Annotated in this window: 24 protein-coding genes and 1 pseudogene; 11 read left to right on the top strand and 14 right to left on the bottom strand. The window is 67.6% G+C overall.

Going from position 1 to position 26,384, the window contains the following annotated elements:
* Positions 1-43: 43 nt before the first annotated feature.
* From ACNA0R_RS13460 to mobA, 3 genes are all read left to right on the top strand, one after another.
* Positions 44-1,141, top strand: coding sequence for a substrate-binding domain-containing protein (locus ACNA0R_RS13460; RefSeq protein ID WP_415826517.1), 1,098 nt, complete (start codon positions 44-46; stop codon positions 1,139-1,141).
* A 10-nt stretch (positions 1,142-1,151) separates the two neighbouring features.
* Complete coding sequence (gene moaA / locus ACNA0R_RS13455; RefSeq protein ID WP_415826516.1) at positions 1,152-2,297, top strand: GTP 3',8-cyclase MoaA; 1,146 nt, start codon at positions 1,152-1,154, stop codon at positions 2,295-2,297.
* 111 nt (positions 2,298-2,408) lie between these two features.
* Positions 2,409-3,053 carry a molybdenum cofactor guanylyltransferase MobA gene (mobA, locus tag ACNA0R_RS13450; protein ID WP_415826515.1) on the top strand — a complete coding sequence of 215 codons (645 nt, stop codon included), beginning with the start codon at positions 2,409-2,411 and terminating at the stop codon, positions 3,051-3,053.
* On the opposite strand, the gene ACNA0R_RS13445 is transcribed toward mobA, so the two are convergent.
* From ACNA0R_RS13445 to moaD, 4 genes are read right to left on the bottom strand one after another with little or no spacing between them, the layout of a single operon-like run.
* Positions 3,048-4,253, bottom strand: a complete 1,206-nt coding sequence (locus ACNA0R_RS13445; RefSeq protein WP_415826514.1) for a molybdopterin molybdotransferase MoeA — start codon at positions 4,251-4,253, stop codon at positions 3,048-3,050. The genes mobA and ACNA0R_RS13445 overlap by 6 nt on opposite strands.
* 18 nt (positions 4,254-4,271) lie before the next feature.
* A complete protein-coding gene (gene moaB, locus ACNA0R_RS13440; RefSeq protein WP_415826513.1) occupies positions 4,272-4,823 on the bottom strand; it encodes a molybdenum cofactor biosynthesis protein B in 552 nt (183 codons plus the stop codon).
* Positions 4,820-5,305, bottom strand: a complete 486-nt coding sequence (locus tag ACNA0R_RS13435; protein ID WP_415826512.1) for a molybdenum cofactor biosynthesis protein MoaE — start codon at positions 5,303-5,305, stop codon at positions 4,820-4,822. Before ACNA0R_RS13435 ends, moaB begins: the two co-directional genes overlap by 4 nt.
* A gap of 5 nt (positions 5,306-5,310) precedes the next feature.
* Complete coding sequence (moaD, locus tag ACNA0R_RS13430) at positions 5,311-5,562, bottom strand: molybdopterin converting factor subunit 1 (protein WP_415826752.1); 252 nt, start codon at positions 5,560-5,562, stop codon at positions 5,311-5,313.
* A gap of 448 nt (positions 5,563-6,010) precedes the next feature.
* Between moaD and ACNA0R_RS13425 the strand changes: the two genes are divergently transcribed.
* The gene (locus tag ACNA0R_RS13425) at positions 6,011-7,249 is read left to right on the top strand and encodes a membrane-targeted effector domain-containing toxin (RefSeq protein WP_415826511.1); all 1,239 of its coding nucleotides are present in this window, start codon (positions 6,011-6,013) and stop codon (positions 7,247-7,249) included.
* Between the two features lie 20 nt (positions 7,250-7,269).
* Here ACNA0R_RS13425 and moaC read toward each other — a convergent pair whose 3' ends face one another.
* Positions 7,270-7,761 carry a cyclic pyranopterin monophosphate synthase MoaC gene (moaC, locus tag ACNA0R_RS13420; protein ID WP_415826510.1) on the bottom strand — a complete coding sequence of 164 codons (492 nt, stop codon included), beginning with the start codon at positions 7,759-7,761 and terminating at the stop codon, positions 7,270-7,272.
* A gap of 176 nt (positions 7,762-7,937) precedes the next feature.
* On the opposite strand from moaC, the gene ACNA0R_RS13415 reads away from it, so the two are divergent.
* The 5 genes from ACNA0R_RS13415 (at position 7,938) to ACNA0R_RS13395 (ending at position 15,461) form a co-directional block, all read left to right on the top strand.
* Positions 7,938-11,795 carry a DUF748 domain-containing protein gene (locus ACNA0R_RS13415; protein ID WP_415826509.1) on the top strand — a complete coding sequence of 1,286 codons (3,858 nt, stop codon included), beginning with the start codon at positions 7,938-7,940 and terminating at the stop codon, positions 11,793-11,795.
* Between the two features lie 52 nt (positions 11,796-11,847).
* Positions 11,848-12,750 (top strand): dienelactone hydrolase family protein, encoded by a 903-nt coding sequence (locus ACNA0R_RS13410; RefSeq protein ID WP_415826508.1) that lies wholly within the window; start codon positions 11,848-11,850, stop codon positions 12,748-12,750.
* 124 nt (positions 12,751-12,874) lie between these two features.
* Positions 12,875-13,378, top strand: coding sequence for a peroxiredoxin (locus tag ACNA0R_RS13405; RefSeq protein ID WP_415826507.1), 504 nt, complete (start codon positions 12,875-12,877; stop codon positions 13,376-13,378).
* Positions 13,379-13,449: 71 nt separating this feature from the next.
* Positions 13,450-14,814 carry an MFS transporter gene (locus ACNA0R_RS13400; RefSeq protein ID WP_415826506.1) on the top strand — a complete coding sequence of 455 codons (1,365 nt, stop codon included), beginning with the start codon at positions 13,450-13,452 and terminating at the stop codon, positions 14,812-14,814.
* A 314-nt stretch (positions 14,815-15,128) separates the two neighbouring features.
* On the top strand, positions 15,129-15,461 hold the full coding sequence (locus ACNA0R_RS13395) for a DUF4148 domain-containing protein (RefSeq protein WP_415826505.1): 333 nt from the start codon (positions 15,129-15,131) through the stop codon (positions 15,459-15,461).
* A 103-nt stretch (positions 15,462-15,564) separates the two neighbouring features.
* On the opposite strand, the gene ACNA0R_RS13390 is transcribed toward ACNA0R_RS13395, so the two are convergent.
* The 5 genes from ACNA0R_RS13390 to ACNA0R_RS13370 form a co-directional block, all read right to left on the bottom strand.
* The gene (locus tag ACNA0R_RS13390; RefSeq protein WP_415826504.1) at positions 15,565-16,557 is read right to left on the bottom strand and encodes a hypothetical protein; all 993 of its coding nucleotides are present in this window, start codon (positions 16,555-16,557) and stop codon (positions 15,565-15,567) included.
* A 219-nt stretch (positions 16,558-16,776) separates the two neighbouring features.
* Positions 16,777-17,523: a glucose 1-dehydrogenase gene (locus tag ACNA0R_RS13385; protein WP_415826503.1), complete on the bottom strand. Its 747-nt coding sequence runs from the start codon at positions 17,521-17,523 to the stop codon at positions 16,777-16,779.
* 217 nt (positions 17,524-17,740) lie between these two features.
* Positions 17,741-18,517: an exodeoxyribonuclease III gene (gene xth, locus ACNA0R_RS13380; protein WP_415826502.1), complete on the bottom strand. Its 777-nt coding sequence runs from the start codon at positions 18,515-18,517 to the stop codon at positions 17,741-17,743.
* 106 nt (positions 18,518-18,623) lie between these two features.
* On the bottom strand, positions 18,624-19,589 hold the full coding sequence (locus ACNA0R_RS13375; RefSeq protein ID WP_415826501.1) for a PaaI family thioesterase: 966 nt from the start codon (positions 19,587-19,589) through the stop codon (positions 18,624-18,626).
* Between the two features lie 207 nt (positions 19,590-19,796).
* A complete protein-coding gene (locus ACNA0R_RS13370) occupies positions 19,797-20,735 on the bottom strand; it encodes a LysR substrate-binding domain-containing protein (protein WP_415826500.1) in 939 nt (312 codons plus the stop codon).
* Between the two features lie 106 nt (positions 20,736-20,841).
* Between ACNA0R_RS13370 and ACNA0R_RS13365 the strand changes: the two genes are divergently transcribed.
* Together ACNA0R_RS13365 and ACNA0R_RS13360 are read left to right on the top strand one after the other, a co-directional pair.
* A complete protein-coding gene (locus ACNA0R_RS13365) occupies positions 20,842-22,233 on the top strand; it encodes an MFS transporter (protein ID WP_415826499.1) in 1,392 nt (463 codons plus the stop codon).
* Positions 22,234-22,329: 96 nt separating this feature from the next.
* Entirely contained in the window at positions 22,330-23,412 is a 1,083-nt protein-coding gene (locus ACNA0R_RS13360; protein WP_415826498.1) for a bifunctional helix-turn-helix transcriptional regulator/GNAT family N-acetyltransferase, read from the top strand.
* On the opposite strand, the gene ACNA0R_RS13355 is transcribed toward ACNA0R_RS13360, so the two are convergent.
* The 4 genes and pseudogenes from ACNA0R_RS13355 to ACNA0R_RS13340 form a co-directional block, all read right to left on the bottom strand.
* Positions 23,409-24,569 (bottom strand): mechanosensitive ion channel family protein, encoded by a 1,161-nt coding sequence (locus ACNA0R_RS13355; RefSeq protein WP_415826497.1) that lies wholly within the window; start codon positions 24,567-24,569, stop codon positions 23,409-23,411. The genes ACNA0R_RS13360 and ACNA0R_RS13355 overlap by 4 nt on opposite strands.
* A gap of 91 nt (positions 24,570-24,660) precedes the next feature.
* Entirely contained in the window at positions 24,661-25,320 is a 660-nt protein-coding gene (locus ACNA0R_RS13350; RefSeq protein ID WP_415826496.1) for a glutathione S-transferase family protein, read from the bottom strand.
* A gap of 176 nt (positions 25,321-25,496) precedes the next feature.
* A pseudogene (locus tag ACNA0R_RS13345) lies at positions 25,497-25,580 on the bottom strand (BrnA antitoxin family protein); the annotation flags it as partial.
* Between the two features lie 91 nt (positions 25,581-25,671).
* On the bottom strand, positions 25,672-26,340 hold the full coding sequence (locus ACNA0R_RS13340) for an HD domain-containing protein (protein ID WP_415826751.1): 669 nt from the start codon (positions 26,338-26,340) through the stop codon (positions 25,672-25,674).
* Positions 26,341-26,384 lie beyond the last annotated feature (44 nt).

Below are 26,384 nucleotides of genomic sequence, written 5' to 3'. Positions count from 1 at the left end.
TCAATATGTACTTTATTTCCTATTCAGATCGAGGAAATCGACCATGGCCGATACCGGCTTCCGCGTCGCGCTGCGCCCGGGATGGTGGCTGACCCAGGGCGGCGCCGATCATGACGGCGTGCCGCTGCAGGAAGCGCTGGCGCTGCTGTCGGCCATCGATGCGGTGGGCCACATCGCCGGCGCCTGCCGCGCCTGCGGGCTGTCGTATCGGCACGGCTGGGGCATACTGCGCCGTTTCGAAACGGTCTTCGGCACGCCCTTGCTGATCACCCGCCGCCGCCAGGGCACCGAGCTTTCGCCTTTCGCGCAACGGCTGCTGTGGGCCAACCGCCGCATCGAGGCCCGCCTGATGCCCATGCTGGACAGCCTGGCGTCCGAACTGCAGGAAGACCTGGAAAAACTGCTGCCCGAAAGCGGTCCGCACCTGCGGCTGCACGCCAGCCACGGCTTCGCGGTGGAGGCCCTGATGCAGCACATAGGCGGCGGCGCGGCCAATCTTGAACTGCGCTATCGCACCGCGACCGAGGCGCTGGCGTCGCTCGACAGCGGGGAGTGCGACCTGGCCGGTTTCCAGGTGCCGCAGGGCGATTTCGAAGCCGATATGCTGCGCTATTACGCCCAATGGCTGGATGCGGAAGAGCATCTGCTGGTGCATCTGGCGGTGCGCAACACCGGGCTGTTCGTCATGGCGGGCAACCCCAAGGGCATCCGCGGCGTCGCCGATCTGGCGCGCCAGGACGTGCGCTTCGTCAATCGCCAGATCGGCTCCAGCACCCGCCAGCTGGTGGAACTGATGCTGCGCCGCCTCGACATCGCGGTGGCGCAGGTGAACGGCTACGAGAACAGCGAATTCACGCATATGGCGGTGGCGGCCCATATCGCCAGCGGCATGGCCGATGCGGGTATAGGCGTGGAAACGGCGGCGCATCGCTTCGGCCTGGATTTCATACCGCTGGCGCGCGAACGCTACTTCTTCGCCATCCGCAAGCCCGCGCTGGAACAGCCGGCCATGCAAGCCTTGCTGGCCATCATGCGCGGCGCGGACTACAAGGGCTACGTGGGCCAGCTGGTCGGCTACGACGCCAGCGAAACGGGGCGCATACAAACCCCGCGAGAGGCCTTCGGGCCGGAAAAGCTATGATCACGGCATCATGTCCAAAGTCATCTATCTGACGGATCACCGCTCGCAGGCAGCGATAGGCCAGGCGCTGGAACCGGATCAGGTCGGCGGTCCATCGGCGCCGGGGCGGGCCTTGCCGGCACCCGGCCAGCCCGTGCTGGATACGCGCGCCCGCCCGCTGCGCGATCTGCGGATTTCGGTCACCGATCGCTGCAACTTCCGCTGCACCTATTGCATGCCGCGCGATGCCTTCGACAGCAATCACGTTTTCCTGCCGCATGCGCAGCTGCTGTCCTTCGAGGAAATGACGCGCGCCGCCGCGGTCTTCGTGCGCCTGGGCGTGCGCAAGATCCGCCTGACCGGCGGCGAGCCCCTGCTGCGCAAGAACATCGAAACCCTGGTCGGCATGCTCGCCGCGCTGCGCACGCCGGAGGGCGCGCCGCTGGAGCTGACGCTGACCACCAACGGCAGCCTGCTGGCGCGCAAGGCGCGCGCGCTGAAGGACGCCGGGCTGAACCGCGTGACGGTGAGCATGGACGCGCTGGATCCGGCCATGTTCGCGCGCATGAGCGATACCGATTTTCCGGTGGCCGACGTGCTGCGCGGCATCGATGCCGCGGCCGAGGCCGGCTTGACGCCGGTGAAGGTCAACATGGTCGTGCGGCGCGGGATGAACGACGACCAGATATTGCCCATGGCCCGGCATTTCCGCGGATCGGGCCATATCCTGCGTTTCATCGAATACATGGACGTGGGCAGCACCAATGGCTGGAACATGACCGAAGTCCTGCCCAGCGCCGACGTCATCGCGCGCATCGGCGCGCAGTTTCCGCTGGCGCCGCTGCAGACGGATGCGATGGGGCGCGTGGCGGAGCGCTGGGCTTATGCCGACGGCGCCGGGGAAATCGGCGTGATCTCCAGCGTGACCCAGGCATTCTGCGAAGGCTGTACGCGGGCGCGCCTGTCGCCGGAGGGGCGCCTGTTCCTGTGCCTGTTCGCCAGTCGCGGCTACGACTTGCGCGCCTTGATACGCGGCGATGCCGACGACGAGCGGCTTGCCGCGGCGATCGCGGGCATCTGGGGCGGCCGCGGCGACAGTTATTCCGAAGGGCGCCTGGCCGCCACGCCAGAAGCGCGGCAGGATAGAAAGATAGAAATGAGCTATATCGGCGGTTAGGGTCAGCCTGCCTGGGAGGCGTCCGGCTGCGCCGGCCCAGGGACTATCCGGCGGCTCCGGGCGCGGCGCGTGCGCATGCGCGCGCGCTGGCGCATACGAGAGGAGGCTTCCATGAACGCGCAAACAGGCCGGCCGGCGGCAACGGCCGGGCAGGACCACATCGAGGCGGCGCGCATCGCCGGCCTGATCCTGGCGGGTGGCCGCGGCTCGCGGATGGGCGAGGTCGACAAGGGATGTGCCTTGCTGCGGGGCCGGCCGATGGTGGAACACGTCGCCGCGCGTTTCGCACCGCAGGTCGGCGCATTGTTGATCAGCGCCAACCGGAATCTGGATCGTTATTCGCAGTACGGCAAGGTGGTGGCGGACGACCCTTCGCACGGGCATTGGCAGGGTCCATTGGCCGGCGTGGCCGCCGGACTGGTGGCGTCGCGCTGTCCCTGGATCGCCACCACGCCTTGCGACGTGCCTTTCCTGCCGCTGGATATGGTGGCCCGCCTGTGCCAGGCGCTGGAAGCGCCCGGCAACGGCGCCCGTCTGGCGGTCGCGTGCATCGGCGGCAGGCGGCAGCCCGTGTGCATGCTGCTGTCGCGCGAGCTTTTGCCGGACCTGCTGGGATATCTGGCCGAAGGCGGCCGTAAGGTCGACGCCTGGCAGTCGCGCGTCGGCTGTGTCGAAGTGCCCTTCGACGATCAGCCGGATGCCTTCCGGAACGTCAATACCGAGCGCGACCTGGCCGACGCAAACGGCGCCTCATGAGAGCCAGTGCTTGAAGTCGTAGTAGGCGACTTTTTCGCCGTCGTAGACGGTGTGGCCGGCGGGGATGCGCGCCAGCCCGGTGGCCCAGGGCAGCGAACTGACCACGCCTGAGCTCTGCCGGTCGAAGGCCTGCAGTTCGCCGACGCCGCCATTGTTGACCTCGCGCCGCACGCGCAGGAATTCCTCGCGGCTGTCGTGGCGCGGCGCGTCGGTGCGCAGCGTCAGCATGCTGACCTGCGGGAACAGGTCGCGCCGGCCTTGCATGCGCCGCAGCAGCGGCGACACCAGCACCGTGAACACGGCGAAGGCCGATACCGGGTTGCCGGGCAGGCAGACCACCGGCTTGCCGTCCACATGCGCCATGGCGACCGGCTTGCCCGGTTTCATGCGCACCCGCCAAAGGTCCAGCGCCGCGCCCATGCTTTCCAGCACCGGCTTGACCAGATCTTTGTCGCCGACCGATACACCGCCGATGCTCACGATCAGATCGCAGTCGCGCGCCAGTGTCCGGAAGGCCGACTTCAGCGCCGCTTCGTTGTCTTCCGCGTGCAGCACATGCGTGGCCTGCGCGGCCATGCCTTCCACCAGCGCCGCCATCATCGCGCCGTTGGAGTTGTAGATTTGATGCGCGCCGCGCGGCTGGCCCGGCGGCACCAGCTCGTCGCCGGTGGTCAGGATGCCGACGCGCACCGCCGGATGCACGGTGACGCGCGCGATGCCCTGCGAGGCCAGCAGCGCGACCTGTGCCGGCCCGATGCGCGTGCCGGCGGGCAGCAGGGGACTGCCCGCGGCGGTGTCCTCGCCGCGCCGGCGCACGTGCTGGCCGGGCCGGGGCGCTTGCGTGATGGTCAGCTTGCCATCGGCTTCACGCGTGTCTTCCTGCATGACCACGGTATCGGCGCCCGGCGGCATCAGGCTGCCGGTGAACAGCCGCGCGGCATGGCCGGGTTGCAGCGGCTGCGGCGCATGGCCCGCGTAAACGATCTGGTCGATGGGCAGCGCGACGCCGTCCCGATAGTCGGCATGGCGCAGCGCATAGCCATCCATGGCGCTGTTGTCGGCCGGGGGAAGGTCCAGCGTCGCGGTCAGGTCCTGCGCCAGCACCAGGCCGACCGCATCGCGCAGCGCGGCTTCGGTAGTGGCCGTGGGGCGCGGCGCGCCGTTGGCAAGGCGGGTTTGGGCGTCGTCGAATTCCAGCATGTCGTGTCGGCTCGTATGTCAGTTGCGGCCGTGCCGCTCGCTGTATTCCAGCGCCTTCTTCTGCAGATGGCTGGCGAAATTGCAGGGCTTGTGACGGCTGTCCAGCTGTTCGCGCAGGATATGGTTCCAGGCCGTTTCGCAGGCGCCGGTGGATCCCGGCAGGCAGAAGATCACCGTATCGTTGGCATACCCCGCCAGCGCGCGCGACTGGATGGTGGAGCTGCCGATTTCCTGGTACGACACATGGCGGAACAGTTCGCCGAAGCCGGTGATCTCCTTGTCCAGCAGCACCGACACCGCCTCCGGCGTGGAGTCGCGATGCGAGAAACCCGTGCCGCCCGTGATCAGGATGACCTGGACGCGCGGATCGGCGATCCATTCGCTGACGACGCGGCGGATTTCATAGATGTTGTCCTTCACCAGGTCGCGCCGCACGCAATCGTGGCCGTCGCGCGCCAGCGTTTCCGACAGCCAGTTGCCGGAGGTGTCGTTGCCCGCGGTACGCGTGTCGCTGACGGTCAAAACGGCGCACGCCAGGGATGCTTTTTTATCTTCCTTGTGCTCGCTCATGGGGTTTCCTTCGATGAAGCGCTGCCGCCGGCATCCCACGACTGGGTCCGGTCATGATCCGATTGGCGTTGTTCCACCCAGAAGCTGCGGCCGCTGGCCAGGGTTTCGCGCTTCCAGAAGGGCGCGCGCGTTTTCAGCGCGTCGATGATGTATTCGCAAGCCCGGAAAGCATCGCCGCGGTGCGCGCTGGCGGCGCCGACGAAGACGATCTGCGCATTGCGCGGCAGGGCGCCCACGCGGTGCGCGATGACGAAATCCAGCACCCGCCAGCGCTTCATGGCCTGCGCGCCGATATCTTCGAGTTCGCGCTCGCACATGCCTGGATAATGTTCCAGGAACAGCGTTTCGGTGGCTTCGTCCGCCGAGAAATCGCGGACGTAGCCGGTGAAGGTGACGATGGCCCCGGCGGCGGCGCCGGCGCGTTCGCGCAGCGTGGCCTGCAGGGCCGCCGCGTCGAAGTCGGCTTCCTGGACGACGACCATGGCGATCAGCCTCCCGTGACGGGTTCGAAGACGGCGACTTCGTCGCCGGGCCGTATGGTCGCCGTCGGCTTGACGTGGGTCTGGTTCACGGCGAGCTTCAGCCGCGCGGCGGGCGCCAGCTGCGGGTAGCGCTGTTCCAGGCTGCCCAGCAGTTCCGAGCCCGTGATGGTGTCGGCCGGCAAGGACCAGGCTTCCGCGCGGCGGCCGGTCAGTTCGGCGACGCGCGCGAAATACAGAAGTTGGATGGCCGGGTTCAAGCCGGGGTTCAGATTCGATCCGCTCACCGCGCACCTCTGGGCCAGCGGCCCGAAATCGTCTGCATGCTCTGCCCTGTGATGCCCATGCGCCGCCGCGTCGTACAGCGGCCGGTCAGGCCTGGCCTGCCGGGCGTGGTCCGCCAGGCGGCCTGCCAGGCGTCGCCGGCGGGTCGCGACCCGCCAGGGATGCTGACGGGCGCGGGCTTCCAGGAGTCCGCATTCTACCCCTTCGCGCGCGCGATGATGCGCGGATGCGCTGCGCGCCATGGGGGCGGGCGAGGCCGCGCCAGGCTGCATGAGCCATATGAGTATCCACGAGAGCGGCGGTGGATTCGTCCGCGCGAGGGCACTTTTTCCTTGCCGATGCCGCATACCGGCCCGTGGGGCGCCAGGGCGGCGCCCCCGGATGCCCGGGGCACGCCGCGTCGCCCCGTCTGGAACTGAATCTATGCTTCTCAACGCTTCCCCTCTTACCCCCCCCTACGTCGATTCGCTGTCGCGAGCCGACATGCTCGCTGTCGAACGGGTCGACATGCCACCCGCCAATACCATGGCGTCGGACACGGCGGCCGGCAGCCGCAAATACGAATTGAGCGCCGACGACCGGCCGGTTCTAAGAACGCTGGTGGAGATGCTCCTGACCGGCGAGCTGCGCATGATGGACGCCGGATCCTACCCGGAAGACTGGTTCTCCGAGCCGCCGTTGTTTCCGGAAATGTATTCCGTCATGTGGCAGCATGAGTACAGGCGCCGCGCCCTGCGCGAGGACGCCGCGGCGTTTTTCGAGAGAATCGGCCAGGAAGGTCCCTCTCCGGAAACCCGCCTTGCCGGCGAAATCCCGGATACCGGCAGGATATCCGGCAAGGCATTGAATGCCCGATTCCTTGAGCTGCTGGACGGATCCGGCGGACTGGTGGTCGGGGAAGCGCACTCCCACCCTGGCGCCAGGAAGCTTCTGATGGACAACATGCAAGCCCTGGAGCAGCGTGGCGTGCGGCGCCTGTATCTCGAGCATGTATTGACCGACGTCTACGGCCCGGATCTGCGCGCCTTGCATGAGTCGCCTCATCAGGAGGTATCGGCCGACCTCGTCCGGTACCTGGAGCTCCAGACCGCCGACCAGAGGGTGCCGTTCGAAAGCGTCGATCCATTATTGGCGCGCCAATACTCGTATCGGACACTGGTCGAAGCCGCGCAGCGTGCCGGCATCGAAGTCGTCGCCATCGATTGCGCGGCCAGCTACTTCCTCAGGAACTACAGCAGCGGACGTTACGACCGGTTCAAAATGATGAACTACTACGCGAACCTGGTGATGCGCGAGAAAGAGCAGCGGGCTTCTTCCACCGACGTCCCCGGCGCGAGCGGAAAGTGGATCGCGTTGGTCGGAACCGGGCATGTCAACCGGTTCGCCGGCACGCCAGGGCTGGCCGAGCTGATGGGCGTCGCCGGTGTCGTCGTCGCGGACGGGACGCGCAACCGCATGGCGCCGGATCCCGGCTTCGAAACCTACGTGCCGGGACTCGATGGCAAACAGCGGCAACAGGCGGATGTGTTGATCGAAGTGGATATGTCAACCCCGCGCAGATTACCCGGCGACCTGCTCGTCACGGCGCTTCGCTATCTGTCCTGTTACCCGGCGCGCGGGCACCGGCCTGGCGACGACGACGGTCCTTATCGCGCATCCTAGCGGCCGGGCCTGGGGCGCGGTCAGCCATCCGCGCGCCACTCGCCGCTCTTGCCGCCGGCCTTGTATTCCAGGCGGATCTGCTCGATGACGATGCCTTTGTCGGCCGCCTTGCACATGTCGTAGATGGTCAGGGCCGCCACGCTGCAGGCGGTCATGGCTTCCATTTCGACACCGGTGCGGAAGTCGGTGCGGCAGGTGGCGCGGATGTCGATACTGTGCGCCGCGTCGTCCAGCGCGAAGTCCACGCCCACGAAGGACAGCGGCAGGCTGTGGCATAGCGGGATCAGGTCGGCGCAGCGCTTGGCGGCCAGCATGCCGGCTACGCGCGCGGTGTTCAGGACCTCGCCCTTGCCCTGGCCGGGCTGCGTCAGCAGGCCGTAGGCGGTCGGGTTCATGCGTACGCGGGCGGCGGCGATGGCCACGCGGGCGGTCACGGCCTTGCCGCCGACGTCGACCATGCGGACCTGGCCGGATTCATCGAGATGGCTCAAGGCCGGGGAGGAGTTGGACATGCTGATACATCCGCCGTGGGGCGCCTGTTCAAGATTTGAAACGAATTCGCGAGCGGAACGTAATTCCTTGATGTTGCACTCAATCGCGCCCTGAAGCAGGGGCGGCGCTGCCTATGATAATGGACGCCATCCGGCCCCGGGGGCGATAATGCCGCAACTTGCACAGGAGACGCTGGATGCCCCGGTATTTGCCCAGAATTCGATTCACGCGGCGGTTTTTGCGGATCACTGGGGCGGTCGTGGGGTTCGTGCTGTTGCTGCTGGCGCTGGCCGCCTGGCAGGTGCCGGAAGTGACGCGGCGCGTGCTGACGCGCGACGTGGCGGGCATGCTGGGGCGCGATGTCCAGGTCGGCAAGATCACTTTCAATCCTTTTTCCCTGACATTGCGCGCGCATGATCTCGCGGTCGTGCAGCCGGCGGGCGCCCCGCCCGCGCCCGCGTCGCCAGCATCCGCGTCACCAGCATCCGCATCCACGTCTGCGTCTGCCGCGCCCGCGTCGCCCGCGTCGGCTGCGCCAGCAGGGGCGGCGCCCACGCCTGCTGCGTCAACAACGCCCGCGTCAATGTCCACGCCGCCGCTGCTCGCCATCGCGGAAGTCGATGTCAGCCTCTCGTGGAAATCGCTGTTCTGGTTCGCGCCCGTGGTGGACGCGCTAGTGGTGCGCGAGCCGCGGCTGGCGCTGGTGCGCGATGCGCAGGCGCATTTCAACTTCACCGACGTCCAGCAGAAACTGGCCCAGTTGGGCGGCGACAAGCCGCAACCGCCACCCGGCAAGGACGAACCCTTGCCGCGCTTCTCGCTGAACAATATGCGGCTGGAAAACGGCGCCGTCACGATGGACGACCGCGTCACGAACCGCAAGCAGGTGATCGACGAAATCGCGCTGGGCGTGCCTTTCATTTCGAACTTCGGCTATGCGGCCGATATCGATGTGGTGCCCAAGTTCCATGCGCGCATCAATGGCAGCCCGTTCGATCTGAACGGCACGGCGCGGCCGTTCGACGTCACGCCGACGTCGACCTTGGACGTGGTGTTCAGCGGCCTGGAGCTGGAAAAGTGGGCGGACGCCTGGGGCGTGCCCTTGCCCGTCAAGCTGAATCGTGGGTTGTTGGATTCCGACCTGCATATCGTGTTCGAGCAGCCCAAGGACGCCGTGCCCAAGCTGCGCATCACCGGCGGGATCAGTCTGCGCGATCTGGATCTGCGGGAGGCCTCCGATGAAAGCCTGACCGCCTGGCAGGCGCTGAACGTGCGCGGCGTCGACGCGCTGCCCCTGGAGCGGCGCGTTCGTATAGGCGAGGTGGAACTGGTCGAGCCGCGTATCCAGACGCGGCGCTATGCCGACCAGCGGATCAATTGGCTGGATGTCGTCGATAAGCTGCAGCGGCTGGGCGCGGGCGCCAAGACGGAAGGACCGGCCCCGGTCAGCACCGTAAAGACGGCGTCCGTGCCGCCAGTCACGACGGATAAGCCGGCGCCTGGATCCGCGCCGGCCACTGCGCCGGCGACGCCGTCGACGTCAGCGTCGGCATCGCCTCCTCCATCGCCATCGGCAGCGCCGTCGGCATCAGGTGCGCCGCCGGCCTCACCATCGCCATCGGCAGCGCCTTCGCCACCGGTGTCCTCGCCGGCACCGACCACCGCGCCGGCAACGGGACCGGCGGGTAATCCGCCCCCGGCGGCCGCCGTCGAGCCCGATCCGTGGCGGGTGGAAGTCGGCAAGGTAACCGTGAGCAACGGCCAGTTGCGCCTGCGCGATGCGCCCACCAACGTCGACTACACGTTCGACAAGCTCTCGCTGGCCGTCACCAACATCCAGTTGCCGCAGCCCAAGGACCAGCCCATCGCGATCGAGCTGGGCGCGGAGAACCCCGACGGCGCGACGCTGCAGGCCAGCGGCGGCGTGATCCTGCAGCCGCTGGCGCTGACCCTGGACGCGAAGGCCGCGCGCCTGCCCTTGCCACCCTTCGCGAACGCCGTACGGCGCGCGGCCCCCGTCACGCTGCTGGCCGGGACCGTGGGCGCCGCCGCCAAGGTCGACGTCAAGGACCACAACGGCACCTACGCCATCCAGGCTTCCGACATCAAGCTGGACCTGGCCAACGTATCCGCGCGCGACGAAACGCTGAAACCGCCGGTCACCGTCGGCCTCAAAACCCTCTCGCTGGGCGTCGACAAATTCGTTCTTGGGTCCGGCTCGTCCCGTTTCGACCTGCGCGTCGCGGGCCTGCTGGGCGAAGGGAGCCTGGCTTCGCAAGGCAGCATTACGCTGCAGCCCCTGGCCGTGAAGGCCAGCGTCGACCTCTCCAACCTTAACGTGGCGGAACTCGCCCCCTATGCGGCGTCGCGCCTGAACGCCACGGTGCGTTCCATCCGGCTGGGCGCCAAGGGCGACGTCGAATTCACTGCCGCCTCCGCGCCTGCTTCGGGGCGCGCGGACCCCATGAAGGTCTCGTGGAAGGGCGGGGTGGACGTCAGCGACCTCAATCTGCAGGATCGCGTGAACCGCGCGGACTTCCTCGCGTGGAAGCTGCTGAGCCTGCGCAATATGGCGGTCTCCATGGCCGGGGACAAACCCAGGATCGACCTGGGCGATGTGACGCTGGATAACTTCTACGGCAATGTGCTGCTGAACTCCCAGGGCCAGCTCAACGTGATGAACCTGGTGGCCGAACCGGGCCAGGCCGGCGGCTCGATTACGCAGGATACGGCGGCCCCCGGCCCCCGGGAGGCGGCGCCACGGCCGGCGGCGGACAGCGCCAGACCGGGCAGGAGCCCCGCCGGCGCGGAACAATCCGGCAAGGCGGCGTCGTCCGGGAAGGGCGCCGGCGGCAACAGCGCCATGCCCGACATCGCCGTGCGCAGCATCACCTTGAAAAACGGCCGGGCCACCTTCAACGACCGCTTCGTGCGGCCCAACTACACCGCCGAACTGTCGGCCATCGAGGGTTCGGTATCGGCGGTATCGTCCACCGACCCCAAGCCCGCAAGGGTCAGCGTCAAGGGCCGCGTCTATCGGACGGCGCCGCTGACGATCAGCGGGATCGTGCAGCCGTTCGCCAAGTTCCTGACGCTGGACATCCAGGCCTCCGCGCGCGGGGTCGATCTGCCGCGCTTCACGACCTACTCCGCGAAGTATGTCGGCTATCCCATCGAACGCGGCAAGCTGTCGATGAATGTGGAATACAGCATCAAGAACCGCCAGCTGCAGGCCAGCAACCATGTACGCCTGGATCAGCTGACCTTCGGCGCCAAGACGGATAGTCCGCAGGCCACCACGCTGCCCGTCATGCTGGCCGTCGCATTGCTGAAAGACAGTTCGGGCAATATCGATATCAACCTGCCCATATCCGGCTCGCTGGACGATCCCAATTTCTCCGTGGGCGGCATCATCCTGCGGGTCATCGGCAATCTGGTCGTCAAGGCGGTCACCTCGCCCTTCAGCCTGCTGGCGTCGGCCTTCGGCGGCGGCGGCGACGAACTTTCCTATATCGCCTTCGAGCCCGGCAGCGCGACACTGTCGGACGACGGCAAGGAAAAGCTGAAGAAGCTGGCCACCGCGCTGGCCGACCGGCCCTCCCTGAAGATGGATATCGCCGGCCGGGCCGATCCGGTGTCCGATGAAGCCGGGCTGCGCCAGAGCTGGGTGGAGACGCGCATCCGCATCGCCCGCTCGCGCGCGACAGGGAAGAGCGGCCGCCTGGACGGCACGGCGCCCTTGTCCGCCGCGGAACGCGCCAAGTATCTGGAGGCCGCCTACGATAATGCCAAGATCGACAACAAGCCGCGCAACTTCATCGGTATTGCGAAATCCCTGCCGCCGGACCAGATGGAAGAATTGCTGCGGCAGGCGGCGCCGGCCGGAGAGGACCAGTTGCGCAAGCTGGCCGACGACCGCGCGCAGGCCGCGTATGAACAGCTGCAGCAGGACGGCGCCCCCATGGACCGCATATTCATGGTGGCGCCCAACCTGTCGGCGGAAGGCGTCAAGGACGGGCCGCCCAATCGTGTGGAGTTCGCCTTGAAGCGTTGACGTGCGCCTGCCGGGGCGTTCCCGGCATCCTATCGAGAACGGAGTCACCAGCATGGACGACAAGCACCTGGATAGCCTTTTGCCGCCGCTGCGCCTGGACCGTCGCGGGTTTCTCGCGACCGCCGCGGCAGCCACGGGCTACTGCCTGGCCGCCGGCCCGGTGATGGCGCAGACGGCCATCAAGACCGACGCCAAGGGTTTGACCGCGGGATGGGTCGAGGTGCCGGCGGCCGGCGGCAACATGCGCGCCTACCGCGCGCAGCCGGAAAAGAGCGCCCCCGCCGGTCTGCCCACGGTGCTGGTCGTGGCGGAAATCTTCGGCATCCACGAATACATCCAGGACATCTGCCGGCGCCTGGCGCATCAAGGCTATCTGGCCATCGCGCCCGACCTGTTCGCGCGGCAGGGCGATCCCACCAAATACACTGAAATCGCCAAGCTGCAGGCCGACATCATCAGCAAGATACCGGATGCCCAGGTCATCGGCGACCTGGACGCCACCGCCAAATGGGCCGCCGGCCACAATGGCGACGCCAACAAGCTCGGCATCGTCGGTTTCTGCTGGGGCGGCCGCTTCGTGTGGCTGTATTCCGCCCACAATCCCAGGCTGAAGGCGGGGGCGGCGTTCTATGGCCCCCTGCGCGGCAAACGGGACGACACGCTGCGCCCCAAATTCCCCGTCGACATCGCCGCCGACCTCCACGCGCCGGTCCGCGGCGCCTACGGGGCCGAGGACACGGGCATTACGCAAGACGACGTCGCCGCCATGCGGGAGGCGCTGGCCAAGGGATCGCCGGCGGCCAAGGCGTCCGTCATCGATGTCTATCAGGGCGCGGGCCACGCTTTTCACGCGGATTATCGCCCCAGTTACCGCAAGGAACAGGCAGAGCAGGCATGGGAACGGATGCTGCAATGGTTTTCGCAGCATAATCTGGGGGCGTCGAAGCGCGGGTGACCGCGCGGCCGCCCGCGCGCGGCGCCTGGCGCGGCCGTAGCCAGGCCCGGCCATTGCCGGCCATGCCTGGTTTCCCGGCGCCAACACATGGAAAACTTTTTCCGTCGTTTCACTGGAGATATCAATGACCATCAAAGTCGGCGACAAGGTGCCGGACGGCACCCTGACCGAATTCATCGAGACCGAGACCGAAGCCTGCGCGCTGGGGCCCAACAATTTCCAGGTCGCGGATCTGGTGAAAGGCAAGAAGATCGTGGTCTTCGCCGTGCCGGGCGCCTTCACGCCGACCTGCTCGAACAAGCATCTGCCGGGCTACATACAGAACGCCGATGCTTTCAAGGGCAAGGGCGTGGATGAAATCTGGTGCCTGTCCGTCAACGACGCCTTCGTCATGGGCGCCTGGGGCCGCGAGCAGAAATCGGACGGCAAGGTCCGCATGCTGGCCGACGGTTCCGCCACCTGGACCAAGGCCCTGGGCCTGGAACTGGACTTGAACGCGCGCGGCATGGGCGTGCGCTCGCAGCGCTATGCCATGGTGCTGGAGGACGGCGTGGTCAAGGCCCTGAATGTCGAAGCCCCCGGCAAGTTCGAAGTCAGCGACGCGGCGACGATGCTGGCGCAGTGCTGACGCGGCCACCCGCCTGTTGAGTATCGCCAACCCGAGAGCCGCCCCGCGCGGCTCTCGCCGTTAAGAGCATTATGTTCGCCACGATTTCCTCTTTTTCTTCCCTGTACGCGGCGGCGCTGCTGATGCTGTGCGGCACGGGGCTCTTCAATACGTTCATGGGGCTGCGGCTGACGGCACAGTCGGTCAGCCCGTTCTGGGTGGGCACGCTGATCGCGGGCTATTACCTGGGCCTGGTGTGCGGTGCGCGCCTGGGACATAAGCTGTTGATACGCGTGGGCCATATCCGCGCCTTCGTCGCCTGCGCGGCGATCGCCGCGGTCATGGTGCTGGCGCAGGCTTCGCTGGAGCTGCTGTGGCTGTGGCTGATATTTCGCCTGGTGGCCGGCATTGCGATGGTCACGCAGTTCATGGTGCTGGAAAGCTGGCTGAATGAGCAGACCGAAAACCGTCTGCGCGGGCGCGTGTTTTCGGTTTATATGCTGATGTCGGGGCTGGGTACGGTGCTGGGCCAGTTTTCCCTGACGCTGTTTCCAACGCTGGACTTGCGGCCGTTGACGCTGGTCGCCGTGTTCCAGATTCTCTGCCTGGTGCCCGTGGCGCTGACCGCGCGTTCGCACCCGGCCACGCCGGTTCCCGCGCCGCTGGATCTGAAGTTTTTCGCGAGCCGCGTGCCGCTTTCGCTGACGGTGCTGTTCGTGGCCGGCCTGCTGTCCGGCGGCTTTTACGGCCTGGCGCCGGTGTATGCCGCGCGGCATGGCTTTTCCACGCCGCAGGTGGCGCTGTACGTGGCGGCGACGGTTACGGCGGGCCTGCTGTCGCAGTTTCCCATGGGATGGGTATCGGACCGCGTCAACCGCGCGGGGTTGATCCGTTTCAATGCGGTGCTGCTGGCGGCGCTGCCGGTATTGATGTGGGGATGGCTGTCGCTGCCTTTCGTCCTGATGCTGCTGTTGTCCTGCGTGTTCGGCGTGCTGCAGTTCACCCTGTACCCCCTGGGGGCCGCGTTCGCCAATGATCACGTGGAGCCGGAGCGGCGGGTCGGGCTGAGCGCGATTCTTTTGATGGCCTATGGCATCGGCGCGTGTGTCGGTCCGCTGATCGCCGGCGCGCTGATGTCGCTGGCGGGACCCAACATGTACTACGTGTTCATCTCCGGGTGCGCGCTGGCGCTGGTGCTGACCGTGCGTCCCATCCGCGTGACCAATCAGCACCAGGTGGACGAAGCGCCGGTGCATTTCCAGGCCATGCCGGACGCGCTGCAAAGCTCGCCGGCGGCGGCCGCGACACTGGATCCGCGCGTCGATCCGGAAGTGGACAAGGAGCTGGTCATGGTCGAGCCGCAAGCCGACGTCGTCGAGGCGCCCCGCGGCGCGGCGGCGGCCGCCGAGGAAGCCGCCGTCAGGCAGGCGACGGCCGAGGACGAGACGCGCGTGTAGCGCCGGCCGGTATTCGCGCGCTGCCGTATTGCCCGCATGGCCTTCCGGGATTGCAGGGGCGCGGGACCGGACGCTGGCGGTCAGAGCGGTACCTGTCCGGCTGTGGCATCTGCTATTGGCGCGATAGACAGATCCTAAGACGGCGCATTGTTGGTGATTTCGGAAATATCATTTTCGGTTTTACGGGTTTATCCCTAGGTCGTGGCGGCGCAGAATGCAGTCCATCGGGAACAGCAACGGACATCGCGGAACCCCTCCCCTCCCACTCCGCGGTGTCCGTCCCGAGCCAACTTAACAGGACTAGGAGTACTGCCATGAAAGCCAAGACCATCGTTTCCGCTCTGATTCTTTCCTTTGCCGCGATCGGCGCCGCCCAGGCCGCCAACAGCGAGCCGAACAACGTGCCGTTCCAAGGCGTGTACGGCCAGGCCGCCAACGGCGTCAGCCGCGCCCAAGTCGTTGCCGAGCTGCAGCAAGCCCGCGGCGCCGGCCTGACCGGCAATCGCGAATCGAACAATGCGCCTTTCGTCGCGCAAGCCGACAGCGGCGTAACGCGTGCGCAAGTCGTCGCCGATATTGACAGCGGCAATACGACGACCAGCATCGCGTTCGGCGATCTGAACAACCAGCCTTTCCAAGGTGCGTAAGCATCCGCGGGATACGGCGCCCGCAACCCGCGGTCGCGGCAGTCGTCGCGACGACAGTCAGCCCCGCCTCGCGCGGGGCTGATTTTTTTTGCGCGCACCCTTCCTATTGAAAAGTGTGCGATATCGCGGCGTTGTTGTCGGCGCCGACGGTCAGGATCTGATGCACGTCAGGCCCCATGTTGTTGCGGATCGTGATGTCGTAGGTGCCGGCCGCCAACGTCAATCTGCGCATCGGCGGGCTGATGCCGCGCGATTGGCCGTCCACCAGGATTTCGCCCCAGGGGCGGACCGCGATGGCGACGGGGATGGACGGCCGGGTCTTCGCCGCCGCGGCGGGGCGCGATTGCGTATTGGCCGACGCCTGCAAGGAAGGCTGCGCGGTGGCCGCCGCGCCCGGTTTCGCGGCGGGCCGGGCAGGCGGTTTCGTCGCGAGCTTCACGGCGGGGCGCGCCGGCGTCGCGGTGGCCGCGCGAGCCTGGGGGACCGAGGGGACGGGGATCTCGGCGGGCCTGGCAGCCTCGGCGGCTGGCGTCGCCTTCGCCAGTGCTTCATCCGGCAACACGATATCCGCCGTGACGACGTCGATGATCGAAGAAGTACGGCGTGGCGGGGGCAGGGCCGTCGCTGCGTCGCCGACATGGCCGGGCGCCGTCAATTCCAGCGTCGCGCTGGCTGCCGGCAGTGGGTCGGTGGCCGAGGCCGCCGGTATCGGTTGGGCGACTGGCGCCGGCCGCGATGCCGCGGGAGTCGCCGCATGGCGCGATGCCGCGGCGGCGATATGTGTTCCGGACGTCGCTTGCGGCGTCACCCCTGCTTGAAGCACGACGCCGCCGATGGCGGTGATCGCGGCAATCCCGGCAAGCTTCCAAAGCCACGCCGATCGCCGCGGCAAGGCTCGCGCCTTCTTCATGCCCGATCGGCCGCGTATCCTTTCGCGTACGTAGGCGTACACATAGATGGGCGGAACCGGCGCGATGACGGGCGCGGTGTCGCGCTGCGCAGGAAGCAGGACCAGCTCGTTCGATGGGGCGGTAGCCGGGGCGTTGCGCGACGCATCATCATCGTCCTGCGAAGGACATGCGGGAACGTTGGGCATGGGCGGCTCCTGAAACTCGCGTCATCGTCGCCGGTAGCGGAAAACGACCGGATCAACAATCTTGCGTTGGGCGGAGCAGGGTGTACATCGGTCTAATGCGGGGCAGGCCGCTTGGCTGATCCGTCATTAGTGGGTATGAGATGGCGGCCGACGAGCGGCCGCAAGGCTTGCGGGCGCCTGGATCCGTCCGGACCCAGGCCTTGCATGCGCGCAGGCGGATCAGCGCACGCCGCCGCTGGCGATCATGAGTTCGCCGGTGATCCAGGCGGCATCATCCGACGCCAGGAAGGCGGCCACGGTGGCGATGTCGCGCGGTTGGCCGATGCGGCCCAGCGGCGTCATGGCGATCGTGTCGCGCTCCAGGTCCGAACCGGCGATACCCGCGCTCGCCGTGCCTTCTGTGACGACCATGCCCGGGTTGATCGCGTTGACACGGATTTTGCGGGGGCCCAGCTCGCGCGCCAATACGCCCGTGATGGCATCCACCGCGCCCTTGGTGCCGCTGTAGACGGCGGTTTGGGGCAGGGTAAGGCGGCTGACCACCGAGCTGATGTTGATGATGCTGGCGCCTTCGCCCAGATGCTTGACCGCCGCCTGGCTCATCAGCAGCACGCCCAGCACATTGACGTCGAATTGTTTGCGGTAGTGTTCTTCGGTGATCTCTTCGATTGAACCGAATTCGTAGATGCCGGAGTTGTTCACCAGGATATCCAGCCGGCCGTAGTTCGACAGCGCCGCGTCGATGATGGCCTTGGCGTCCGCTGCCTTGGAGACATCGCCGCCGACGGCGACCGCCTTGCCGTCGGCGGCGGTGATCGCCTGCACGACCGCATCGGCGCCGGCCTTGCTGGAGGCGTAGTTGACGACGACGGAGGCGCCGTGCGCCGCCAGTTCCTTGGCGATGGCGGCGCCTATGCCTTTGGACGCGCCGGTAACGACGGCGACCTTGCCTGCTAGCTTGCTCATGATCGGATTCCTATCAAAGAATGAGGGGTGAAACGGCTCGCGCGCCGGCAGGCGCGGCATGGCGTTTCATGCGTGCGATCACGATAAACGGGCAGGCGCGGTTCGATAAACTGTGCAACGCGGAATTGATACGGCGAGATTCCGGAACAGTGGCCGAGCCCGGGACGGGACGGCGGAGCCGGCGCCGGAACAGGCGGTCCCGGCGATCGAAGGCGGTTCAGGCGGGCTTCAGGGTGATCCAGGTGGGCGCGTGGTCGCTGGCTTTTTCCCAGCCCCGCACGTCGCGGTCCACGCCGGCGTCCAGCAAACGCGGCGCCAGCGTGCGATTCAGCAGCAGATGGTCGATGCGTATGCCAGCGTTGCGCGCATAGGCATTGCGGAAATAATCCCAGAAGGTGTAGATGCGGGCATCGGGATGGCAGGCGCGCAGCGAGTCGGTCCAGCCTTGGGCGATCAGCTTTTCGAAGGCCGCGCGCGACTCGGGGCGGAACAGGGCGTCGTCGACCCAGCGCTCGGGTTTGTAGACGTCCAGGTCGGTGGGTATGACGTTGTAGTCGCCCGCCAGCACCGTGGGCTGGCCGCTGTCGACCATGCCGGCGGCATGGGTCATCAGGCGCTCCATCCATTTCAGCTTGTAGTCGAACTTGGGTCCCGGCGCGGGATTGCCGTTGGGCAGGTACAGGCAGCCGACGACGATGCCTTGCACCGTGGCCTCGATGTAGCGGCTCTGCAGGTCTTCATCGTCCCCCGGCAGGATGCGGCGCGATTCGACCGGGTCGCAGCCGCGGGTCAGGATGGCGACGCCGTTCCAGCTTTTCTGGCCATGCCAGATGACGCCATAGCCGGCGTCGCGGATGGCGGCTTCGGGGAACTTCTCCTGCGGCGCCTTCAGTTCCTGCAGGCAGGCCACGTCGGGCCGGGTTTCTTCGAGCCAGCGCAGCAGGTTGGGCAGGCGCGCGCCGATGCCATTGATGTTGAAGGTGGCGATTTTCATGGGCGTATGGATGCTGTGTGTGCTTTGAAGGTCAATGATAGCGGCCCTGGCCGGCCAGCCCGCGCCGGCGTCCGTGTGTCACGCGGTGCGCGGCGGCTTGGCGGCGTCAGGGCCTCGCGCCGCTCAGCGAATGCGTGGCCAGTACTTCCAGCACCCGCTTGCCCGCCTCGGTGGCGATGGCGACGCGCGTCACGGCGGTGGTGCGGCCCTGGTGGACGATATCGGCCTCCGCTTTCAGTTCGCGGCCTTCGCCGGGGCTGACGTAGGTGGCGGTGATGCTGCTCATTGCCCAGCCTTCACCCAGCGCGGCCTGCGCGGTGGTTTGCGCGAAGCCCAGCAGTACGCCTCCTTGCACATGTCCCACCCGATTGCCGATATGGGGCCCGTTGCCCAGCGTGCCCGATGCGCCGCCCTCGCGCTGGCGAGCGCGGTAGCCCCATAGCCGGTCGGCGAAACCGTCGCCGGCCCGGCTGTCGCGCAGCGCCATCCTGACGTGCTCGTAGACGGCGCGCTCGTCCGGATTCAGGTCCGCATCCGGGTCGAGCAGCGGAGCCTCGTCCTGCGCCGGATCGACCGGCGTCAGGAAGGGGATGGGCGTGCCGGCGGGCAGGTCCAGCACCATGAAAGTGGCGGTGCCCAGGCCGATTTCCCGGCCGGCGCCGTGCAGGGTGACGCGGCTGATGGCCTGGCGGCCGGCGGCGCCATGGACGTAGCCGTGAAAGCTGCTGCTGGCGGTGACGGGGGCGTGGCAGGGAGCGCCGGTCAGCTGCAGCTGCATATTGACCGTGGCCAGCCGGGTGTCGGCGGGCAGGGCCGCGCGCACGGGCGCGGCCAGGGCCAGGTCGGCCAGCACGCCCAGCGCGGTGCCGTCGATCGCGCCGTCCCGGGCGTGGCAGTCCGCCTTCATGCTGACCAGGCTGTCTTCCACGGTAACGCGGTCGAAGGATACCGCCAGGAAGTTGCCGGCGAAATGGAAGCCGTGTTCGCGGCGGCGACGGATGGCGCGCAGCGTGCGTTGCAGGATGGGGTCGAGCGCGGATGGGCTGGCGCCCGGCGTATGCGTATGCGTCATGGGTAAAGGGACTGGATGCGCGCGCAAGGGGCCGGCGCGCGACGGGCGATCCCGATAGTATCCCGGCGGCGCGACACATGCCCGCGGAGGTGCGCGCGAAGCTGGAGCGGGCTTTCGTGGAGGCCGTCCATGACAAGACCGTGGCGGCCAAGCTGGAAGACAGCGGCACGCGGCCCATCGGCGGTTCGGCCGCGGAGCCGGTCTTTCTCACCCATGCGGGCGCGGTTCTATTTCGCTATCCATGTGTTCGCGCATCATCGCCGCGAGCCGGTCCGCCAGCGGCTGGCTTTCGCCGGGATGCTTCAACAGCAGCAGGGGAATGGCGGGCAGCGCCGGCAAGCCCGCTGCCTTGGCGTCCAGCGGGCGCACCGACGCCGGGAGGCCGTAAGGCGTACGCACGTTGATGCCCAGGCCGGCGGCCGCCGCGGCCCACAGGCCACTCAGGCTGGGGCTGGTGAAGACCAGCCGCCAGGGGATGCGCGCGCGATCCAGCGCCGTGGTGGCGGCCTGCGTGAACTGGCAAGGCCGGTCGAAGGCGATCAGGGGCACCGGCTCGCCGGACTCCGGCCGCCACGGCAGCGCGGCTGATCCTATCCAGCACATGCGCGGACGGGCGAGCCGCTCGACCGGGCCATGTCCCGCGCCGGTGTCCGCGCGCCGCGCGCGGGCGCGCGCGCCTTCAGTTCCCGTCGTGCTGTTCCACAGCAGGGCCAGATCCAGCTGCCCGGCATCGAAGCGCTCCCGCAGTTCGGTGTTGCGTGCCACGCGGGCCTCGATGCGGACCTTGGGGTGGGCGCGGGCGAAGCGCCCCAGCAGCTGCGGCAGAAGCGCCTCGCCGAAGTCTTCCTGCAGGCCCAGGCGGATCCAGCCTTCCATGTCCAGGCCGCGCGTGGCCACCGCGGCTTCATCGTTCAGGCCGACCAGGCGGCGCGCATAGTCCAGCATGACTTCGCCGGCGTCGGTCAAGGCGAGGCCGCGGCCGGCTTTCTTGAATAGCGGGGCGCCGGCCTGATCCTCCAGCTTCTTGATTTGCGCGCTGACGGCGGAGGTCGAGCGGCCCACCCGGTCCGCCGCCTTGGCGAAACTGCCCAGGTCCATGCCGATGACCAGCGTGCGCAGCGCCGCGATGTCCAGGTTCACTTGCATGTGAGCATCCTGTTTTATCGAACTGTTCGATGAATATTATGTGATTTTCAGAATGGTTGGAAGCCGCCAGACTAATGCCATCCGCACTATCCCGGAGGGCATCGAGATGAGCTCCACCACCGCAAGTACCCCGGCGCGGCCGATGGCCAGGGCCGCCTCGACGCGCGTCGCGCTGGGTCCCGAACATCGCTGGAAGGTCTTGGCCGCCGGCGTCGCCGCCAACGTCAGCTTTTCCGCGGCCGCCGCCGGCATACCGACCACCGCGATCTGGCTGCGCTCCGGATACCGGCTGGACGATGCCTCGCTGGGCGTCGCACTGGGCGCCATAGGCTTGGGCGTGGCGCTCACCGAATTGCCTTGGGGCATGGCGACCGATCGCTGGGGTGACCGGCCCGTACTGCTCGTGGGGCTGGGCGCGACGACGCTGGCCCTGTTGGCCATGGCGGTGCTGATGGTGCCGTCCGACGGTGTCATCCCGGCGTTCCACTGGCTGTTGGCCTTGATGTGCCTGGTCGGCCTGGCCGGCGGCAGCGTCAACGGCTCCAGCGGCCGCGCCATCATGCGGTGGTTCAGGGAAGGCGAGCGTGGCCTGGCCATGAGCATCCGCCAGACCGCCGTGCCGCTGGGCGGCGGCCTGGGCGCGCTGCTGCTGCCGTGGCTGGCGTCGGCGAACGGCTTTCGCGCGGTGTATGGCGTGCTGGTGGCGATGTGCGCCGCCGCGCTGCTGCTGGCATGGCGGTGGCTGTACGACCCTCGCGAGGACGCGGAGCCGGTGCGCGCGCCGCACGCGGCCCGCGTGGGCGCGGAGACGCCGCGCTCCCCGGGCGGCCCGGCAATCCCGGATACCGGTGCGCCCTCCCGTGCTCGCCGAACGGGGACGACCGTCGCGGCGTCGCGAAAGAGCCCGCTCCGCGATCCGGCGATCCGGCGCATCGTCCTGGCGATAGGCGTGCTGTGTCTTTCGCAGTTCGCGGTGCTCAGCTTCGCGACCGTCTATCTGCACGACTTCGGTGGCGTGGGCATCGCCGGCACGACCTTCGCCATGGTGGCGGTGCAACTGGGGGCGATGGTCCTGCGCGTATGGAGCGGCCATTACACCGACGTGCATCACAACCGGCGCGCCTACGTGCGCACCGTCGTGCTGATCGCGGCCGCCGCCTTTGCCGTGCTCGCGCTGGCAACCGCCGCGAACGCACCCGCGCCGCTGCTCATCGCCGCCATCATCGCGGCGGGCGTCGCGGTCTCGGCATGGCACGGCGTCGCCTACACGGAACTGGCCACGCTGGCGGGCTCGGCGCGCGCCGGCACCGCGCTGGGCATGTGCAATACCCTGGTCTACCTGAGCCTGTTCCTGGCCCCCGTGTCCATTCCCTACGTGCTGGCGGCGACGTCATGGGCGGGTGTCTGGACGCTGGCCGGCCTCATCGCATTGGCGACACGGCCCTTGTTTCCGCGCCCGCCGGTTCGGCCGGAGACCGGGCGATCCACCCTGGCTTGATGTCGCGAAAATTGCCGGTATGCCCCGCGGCTGGTATATTGGTTGCGAAACGCAACTTATAGCGGGCGTCATCCAGCGGCGCCGGGTTGGGGCACCATGGACGTCATCGAAGAGTTGGGGCAGTCGCGCGAGCAGACCATCAGGCAGGTGCGCGAACTGTCGCGCAGGCTGGTGCGGGAATTGGGCTTTATGCGTCCGCACCTGGCCGACAGCGGCTTGGCGCCTTCCGCGGTGCACGCCATCATTGAAGTCGGTTTGACGCCCGGCATACAGGCGCGCGACCTGGCCGCCTTGCTGCGGTTGGACAAATCCAATGCCAGCCGGCAGGTCGCCAAGCTGGAAGCCGCCGGCCTGCTGCGGCGGGAGAGCGATCCGGACGACGCCCGGGCGGCGCGGCTGTACCTGACGCGCCAGGGCGCGGCCTTGCGTGCGCGCATCGATCGCTTCGCGACCGATCAGGTGTCCAAGGCGCTGCGGCAGTTGGCGCCGGGCGATCAGCAGGCGCTGCTGCGCCTGCTGGCGCTGTATGGCGAGGCTTTGTCCCGCGACAATCCGAATATGGCTGGGGTAGCGGACTGCGACGATGGCGTCCCCGGGCCGTCCGTGGGGCGGGCGGGCGCCGAAGCCGGCGCCAATGTCCGCCCATGGGAAACCGGAATGGAAGCCGCCGGTAATGGCGAAGGCCGCATCGTCGAAGGCTACCTGCCCGGCTGTATCGGCGATGTCGCCGCCTTGCATGCCCGCTATTACGCCGCAACCGTAGGCTTCGGCGTGTTTTTCGAGCGCAAGGTCGCAACGGAGCTGGCGGCCTTCGCGGAATCGCTTCCCGCGCAAGGCAAGGGTATGTGGCTCTACGTCGAACAGGGCCGCGTGCTGGGATCCGTAGCGATCGACGGCGACATGGCCACGCGAGAGGCCCATCTGCGCTGGTTCATCGTGGACGGCGGCTTGCAGGGCCGGGGCGTCGGCCGCGGCTTGCTGGCGCGGGCCATGGCGTTCGCCGACGCATGGTACGACGAGACTTATCTATGGACCTTCCGCGGCCTGGATGCCGCGCGGCATCTGTACGAATCCGCCGGCTTCCAGCTGGCGGAAGAAGCAGCCGGCTCGCAATGGGGCGAGCCGGTCACGGAACAGCGCTTCGTCCGGCGCAGGCCGGGGAACGGCACGGTGCGCTAAGCGCCCTGCGTTGATATGTCGAGCCTGCGCCCCGGCGCATCGGCGCGCAGGCGGCGCGCATCGTCGTCCTGCCGCCGCGCGCCGGGCAGCGACGCCACGTGCAGCGTGCGCATGGGGTGAGCGAAGCGCACGCCCAGCTCTTCGAAAGCCTGCATCATTTCGAGATTGATGGCCTGCTGGATATCCATGTATTGGTTGTAGCCCGGGTCCAGCACGATATAGACCGTCTCGAAATCCAGCGAGCTTTCGCCGAAGCCCTTGAAATGCGAACGGTCGAAGCGCGTCTTGTCCTGCGCGCGGATGATGCGCTCGACAATGTTGGGCACCTCGCGCGTCTGCTCCGCCGTGCATTCGTAGCTGAGGCCGAATTGGAAAACGACCCGGCGTTCGCGCAGGCGCTTGTAGTTCTGGATGGTGGCGGTCAGCATGCTGGCGTTGGACATCACGATCTGTTCGCCGCCCAGGCTGCGGATGCGCGTGGTCTTCAGGCCCACGTGTTCGACCGTACCGGCCAGCGTGCCCACCACGATGAAGTCGTTCACCTCGAAAGGCTTGTCGATGGCGATCGACATCGACGCGAACAGGTCGCCCAGTATGTTCTGCACGGCCAGCGCCACCGCGATGCCGCCCACGCCCAGGCTGGCGACGAAGGCGGTGATATTGACGCCCATGTTCGACAGCATCGCCAGCAGTACGACGGCCCACAGCAGTACCTTGGCGCCCCAGATCGACAGCGCCGCCAGGGCCGTGATCTGGCCGCCTTGCGGCGCCGCATGCCGGTGGAAATAATGGCGCATGCCCAGCACCATGCCGCGATGCGCCCATAGCGCGATCTGCAGGATGGCGACGACGAACCACAAGCCGTCGATGCGGCCGGCCCAGCGGGCGGGCATATCCAGCACACTCGCGCCGATCAGCAGGGCGGCCAGGGCGAGCAGCATATTGCTGGTGCCCGCGACGACTTCGGCGGCGATCGCGCTGAAATGGGCGCCCTCCAGCTGCGAGCGGGCGTACAACCTGCGTTGCACGAAGCCGACGGCGAAGCGCGCGACGCCGAACGCCACGCAGGCCGTCGCAAGCGCGACGATCCAGTTCAGAAGGGGAATTCCCAGGAAAAGCGTATCAGTGAAAAAAGCGCCGAAGACGTTATCGGTCATGCGGATCCTCCTCATAGGTCAGGGCTGCGATACCGTTTTAGGGTAACAGCCTCTGGCGATCGATTCCGTCGATGAGCATCCGCGCGCCGCATCAGTCCCGGTCGGGCGCGCCCAGGGGAAACCACGCGCGGTAGGGCCGTGCTTCCTCGACCGCGCGCGCGAAGGGTGGGTACTGCAGCAGGCGTTGGCGGTAGGCGCGCACATTGCCGCAATGCGCCGGTATCGGATGCGTCCAATCGGCGTAGAACAGGAAGGGCGCTGCGCCGCAATCCGCGAGGGTGAAGCGGTCGCCGGCCGCCCACGCGCGTCCCGCCAGTTTCTGGTCCAGCCAGGCGTAGGAGGTGTCCAGCATCGCGCGGGACTGCTGAACGCCGTGGGGATCGCGCGAGCCTTCCGGGCGCAGCGCGTTGAAGACGATCTGCATCTGCGGCGTGGCGACGTAGTTGTCGAAGAACCGGTCCATGAAGCGCGTTTCCAGCGCGGCCTTGGGATCGTGCGGGATCATCCGCGACGCGCCGGCGTGATACAGGTCCAGGTATTCGATGATGCAGCTCGACTCGATCACCGTGCGGTCGCCGTCCACCAGCACGGGAAAGCGCTGCATCGGCCACAGCGCCGCCAGGCGCCGGCCCGCCGGACTGTCGGCGCCTTCGATCACATTGCGCTCGAAGCCGAGCCCCAGGTCATACAGGGCGACGAGGACTTTCTGGCAATAGGACGAGAACGGATGGAAATACAGCTGCAGTGCCATGGCGACTCCTCATGTGGCGCGGCACGAGCAAGGTATCGCGCCGTCCTGCCACGACGAATGAGAGTGGGCGGAATCGACATGTTGCGCAGTAATGACGGTTTGCCATTATCCGGGGCAGCGCGTTGCGCATGCCAGGCGATCGCACGCAGCGGCCGATGGCCTATTACAGTCGGCATTCAGCCTGGCTGATGGGTCCGCAGCCAGTCCTTGAGTGCGTCATTGACGCGAGTTTGCCAACCGCGACCTGTGGCTTTGAAGGCGCCGAGGGTGTTGAAGCACTTGCGGGGAAGTGCGCCTACCGCGGCGAGCGGCCGGACGTCATCGGCGGAGCAGGCAACGGGAGCGCCGTCGTCACTGATCCTGCTCGTCGCCCGTCCATTCGGCGACGAATTCGTCGCGGAAGCGGCGCAGGCGGGCGGCGCGGGTTTCGGCGATGCGGCGGGCGGCGGCGGTGTGCAGGGTGGCGGGCAGGCGCAGCAGCTTGGCCTCGATGTGGTCGAGGGCGTATTGGGTGTCGTCGAGCGGGCGACCGACCGCCAGCGGGTCGGTGCCGTGGGCCAGGGGACGGCCCAGTTGACCGCCGACGTGGAACATGCGGGCCAGGCCGATGGCGCCCAGGGCGTCCATGCGATCGGCGTCCTGGACGATGCGGGCTTCCAGGGTGCGCGGCGGGATGCCGGCGGAGAAGCTGTGCGCTTCGATGGCGTGGGCCACGCCGGGCAGCTTGTCGGCGGGGAAACCGGCGTCCGCCAGCGCGCGGGTTGCCTGGGCGGCGGCCATGGCGGATGCCTTGGAACGTTCGGGGTGGTTCTTGGGCAGGTTGACCAGGTCGTGCAGGAAGCACGCGGCCAGGACGACGAGCCCGTCGGCTTCAGGGTGGTCGTCCAGGATGCGCCGTGCCACCGACCATACGCGTTGCAGGTGATTCAGGTCATGCGCGCCATCGTCCGCCGCCGCGGGGGCGGCGATTTCCGCCAGGCGTGGTTTCCAATAGGCAAGCAGGTCTTCGTCCATACACATCTTCATCAACATCGGCATGCGTGGCGCGGTGGCTCGCGGTGGCG

This window comes from Bordetella sputigena (genome assembly GCF_965137885.1).
Taxonomy (GTDB): Bacteria; Pseudomonadota; Gammaproteobacteria; order Burkholderiales; family Burkholderiaceae_B; genus Bordetella_C; species Bordetella_C sputigena.
Note: the sequence above shows the minus strand (reverse complement) of the source record. Positions and strands in the feature narration are given on the sequence as shown.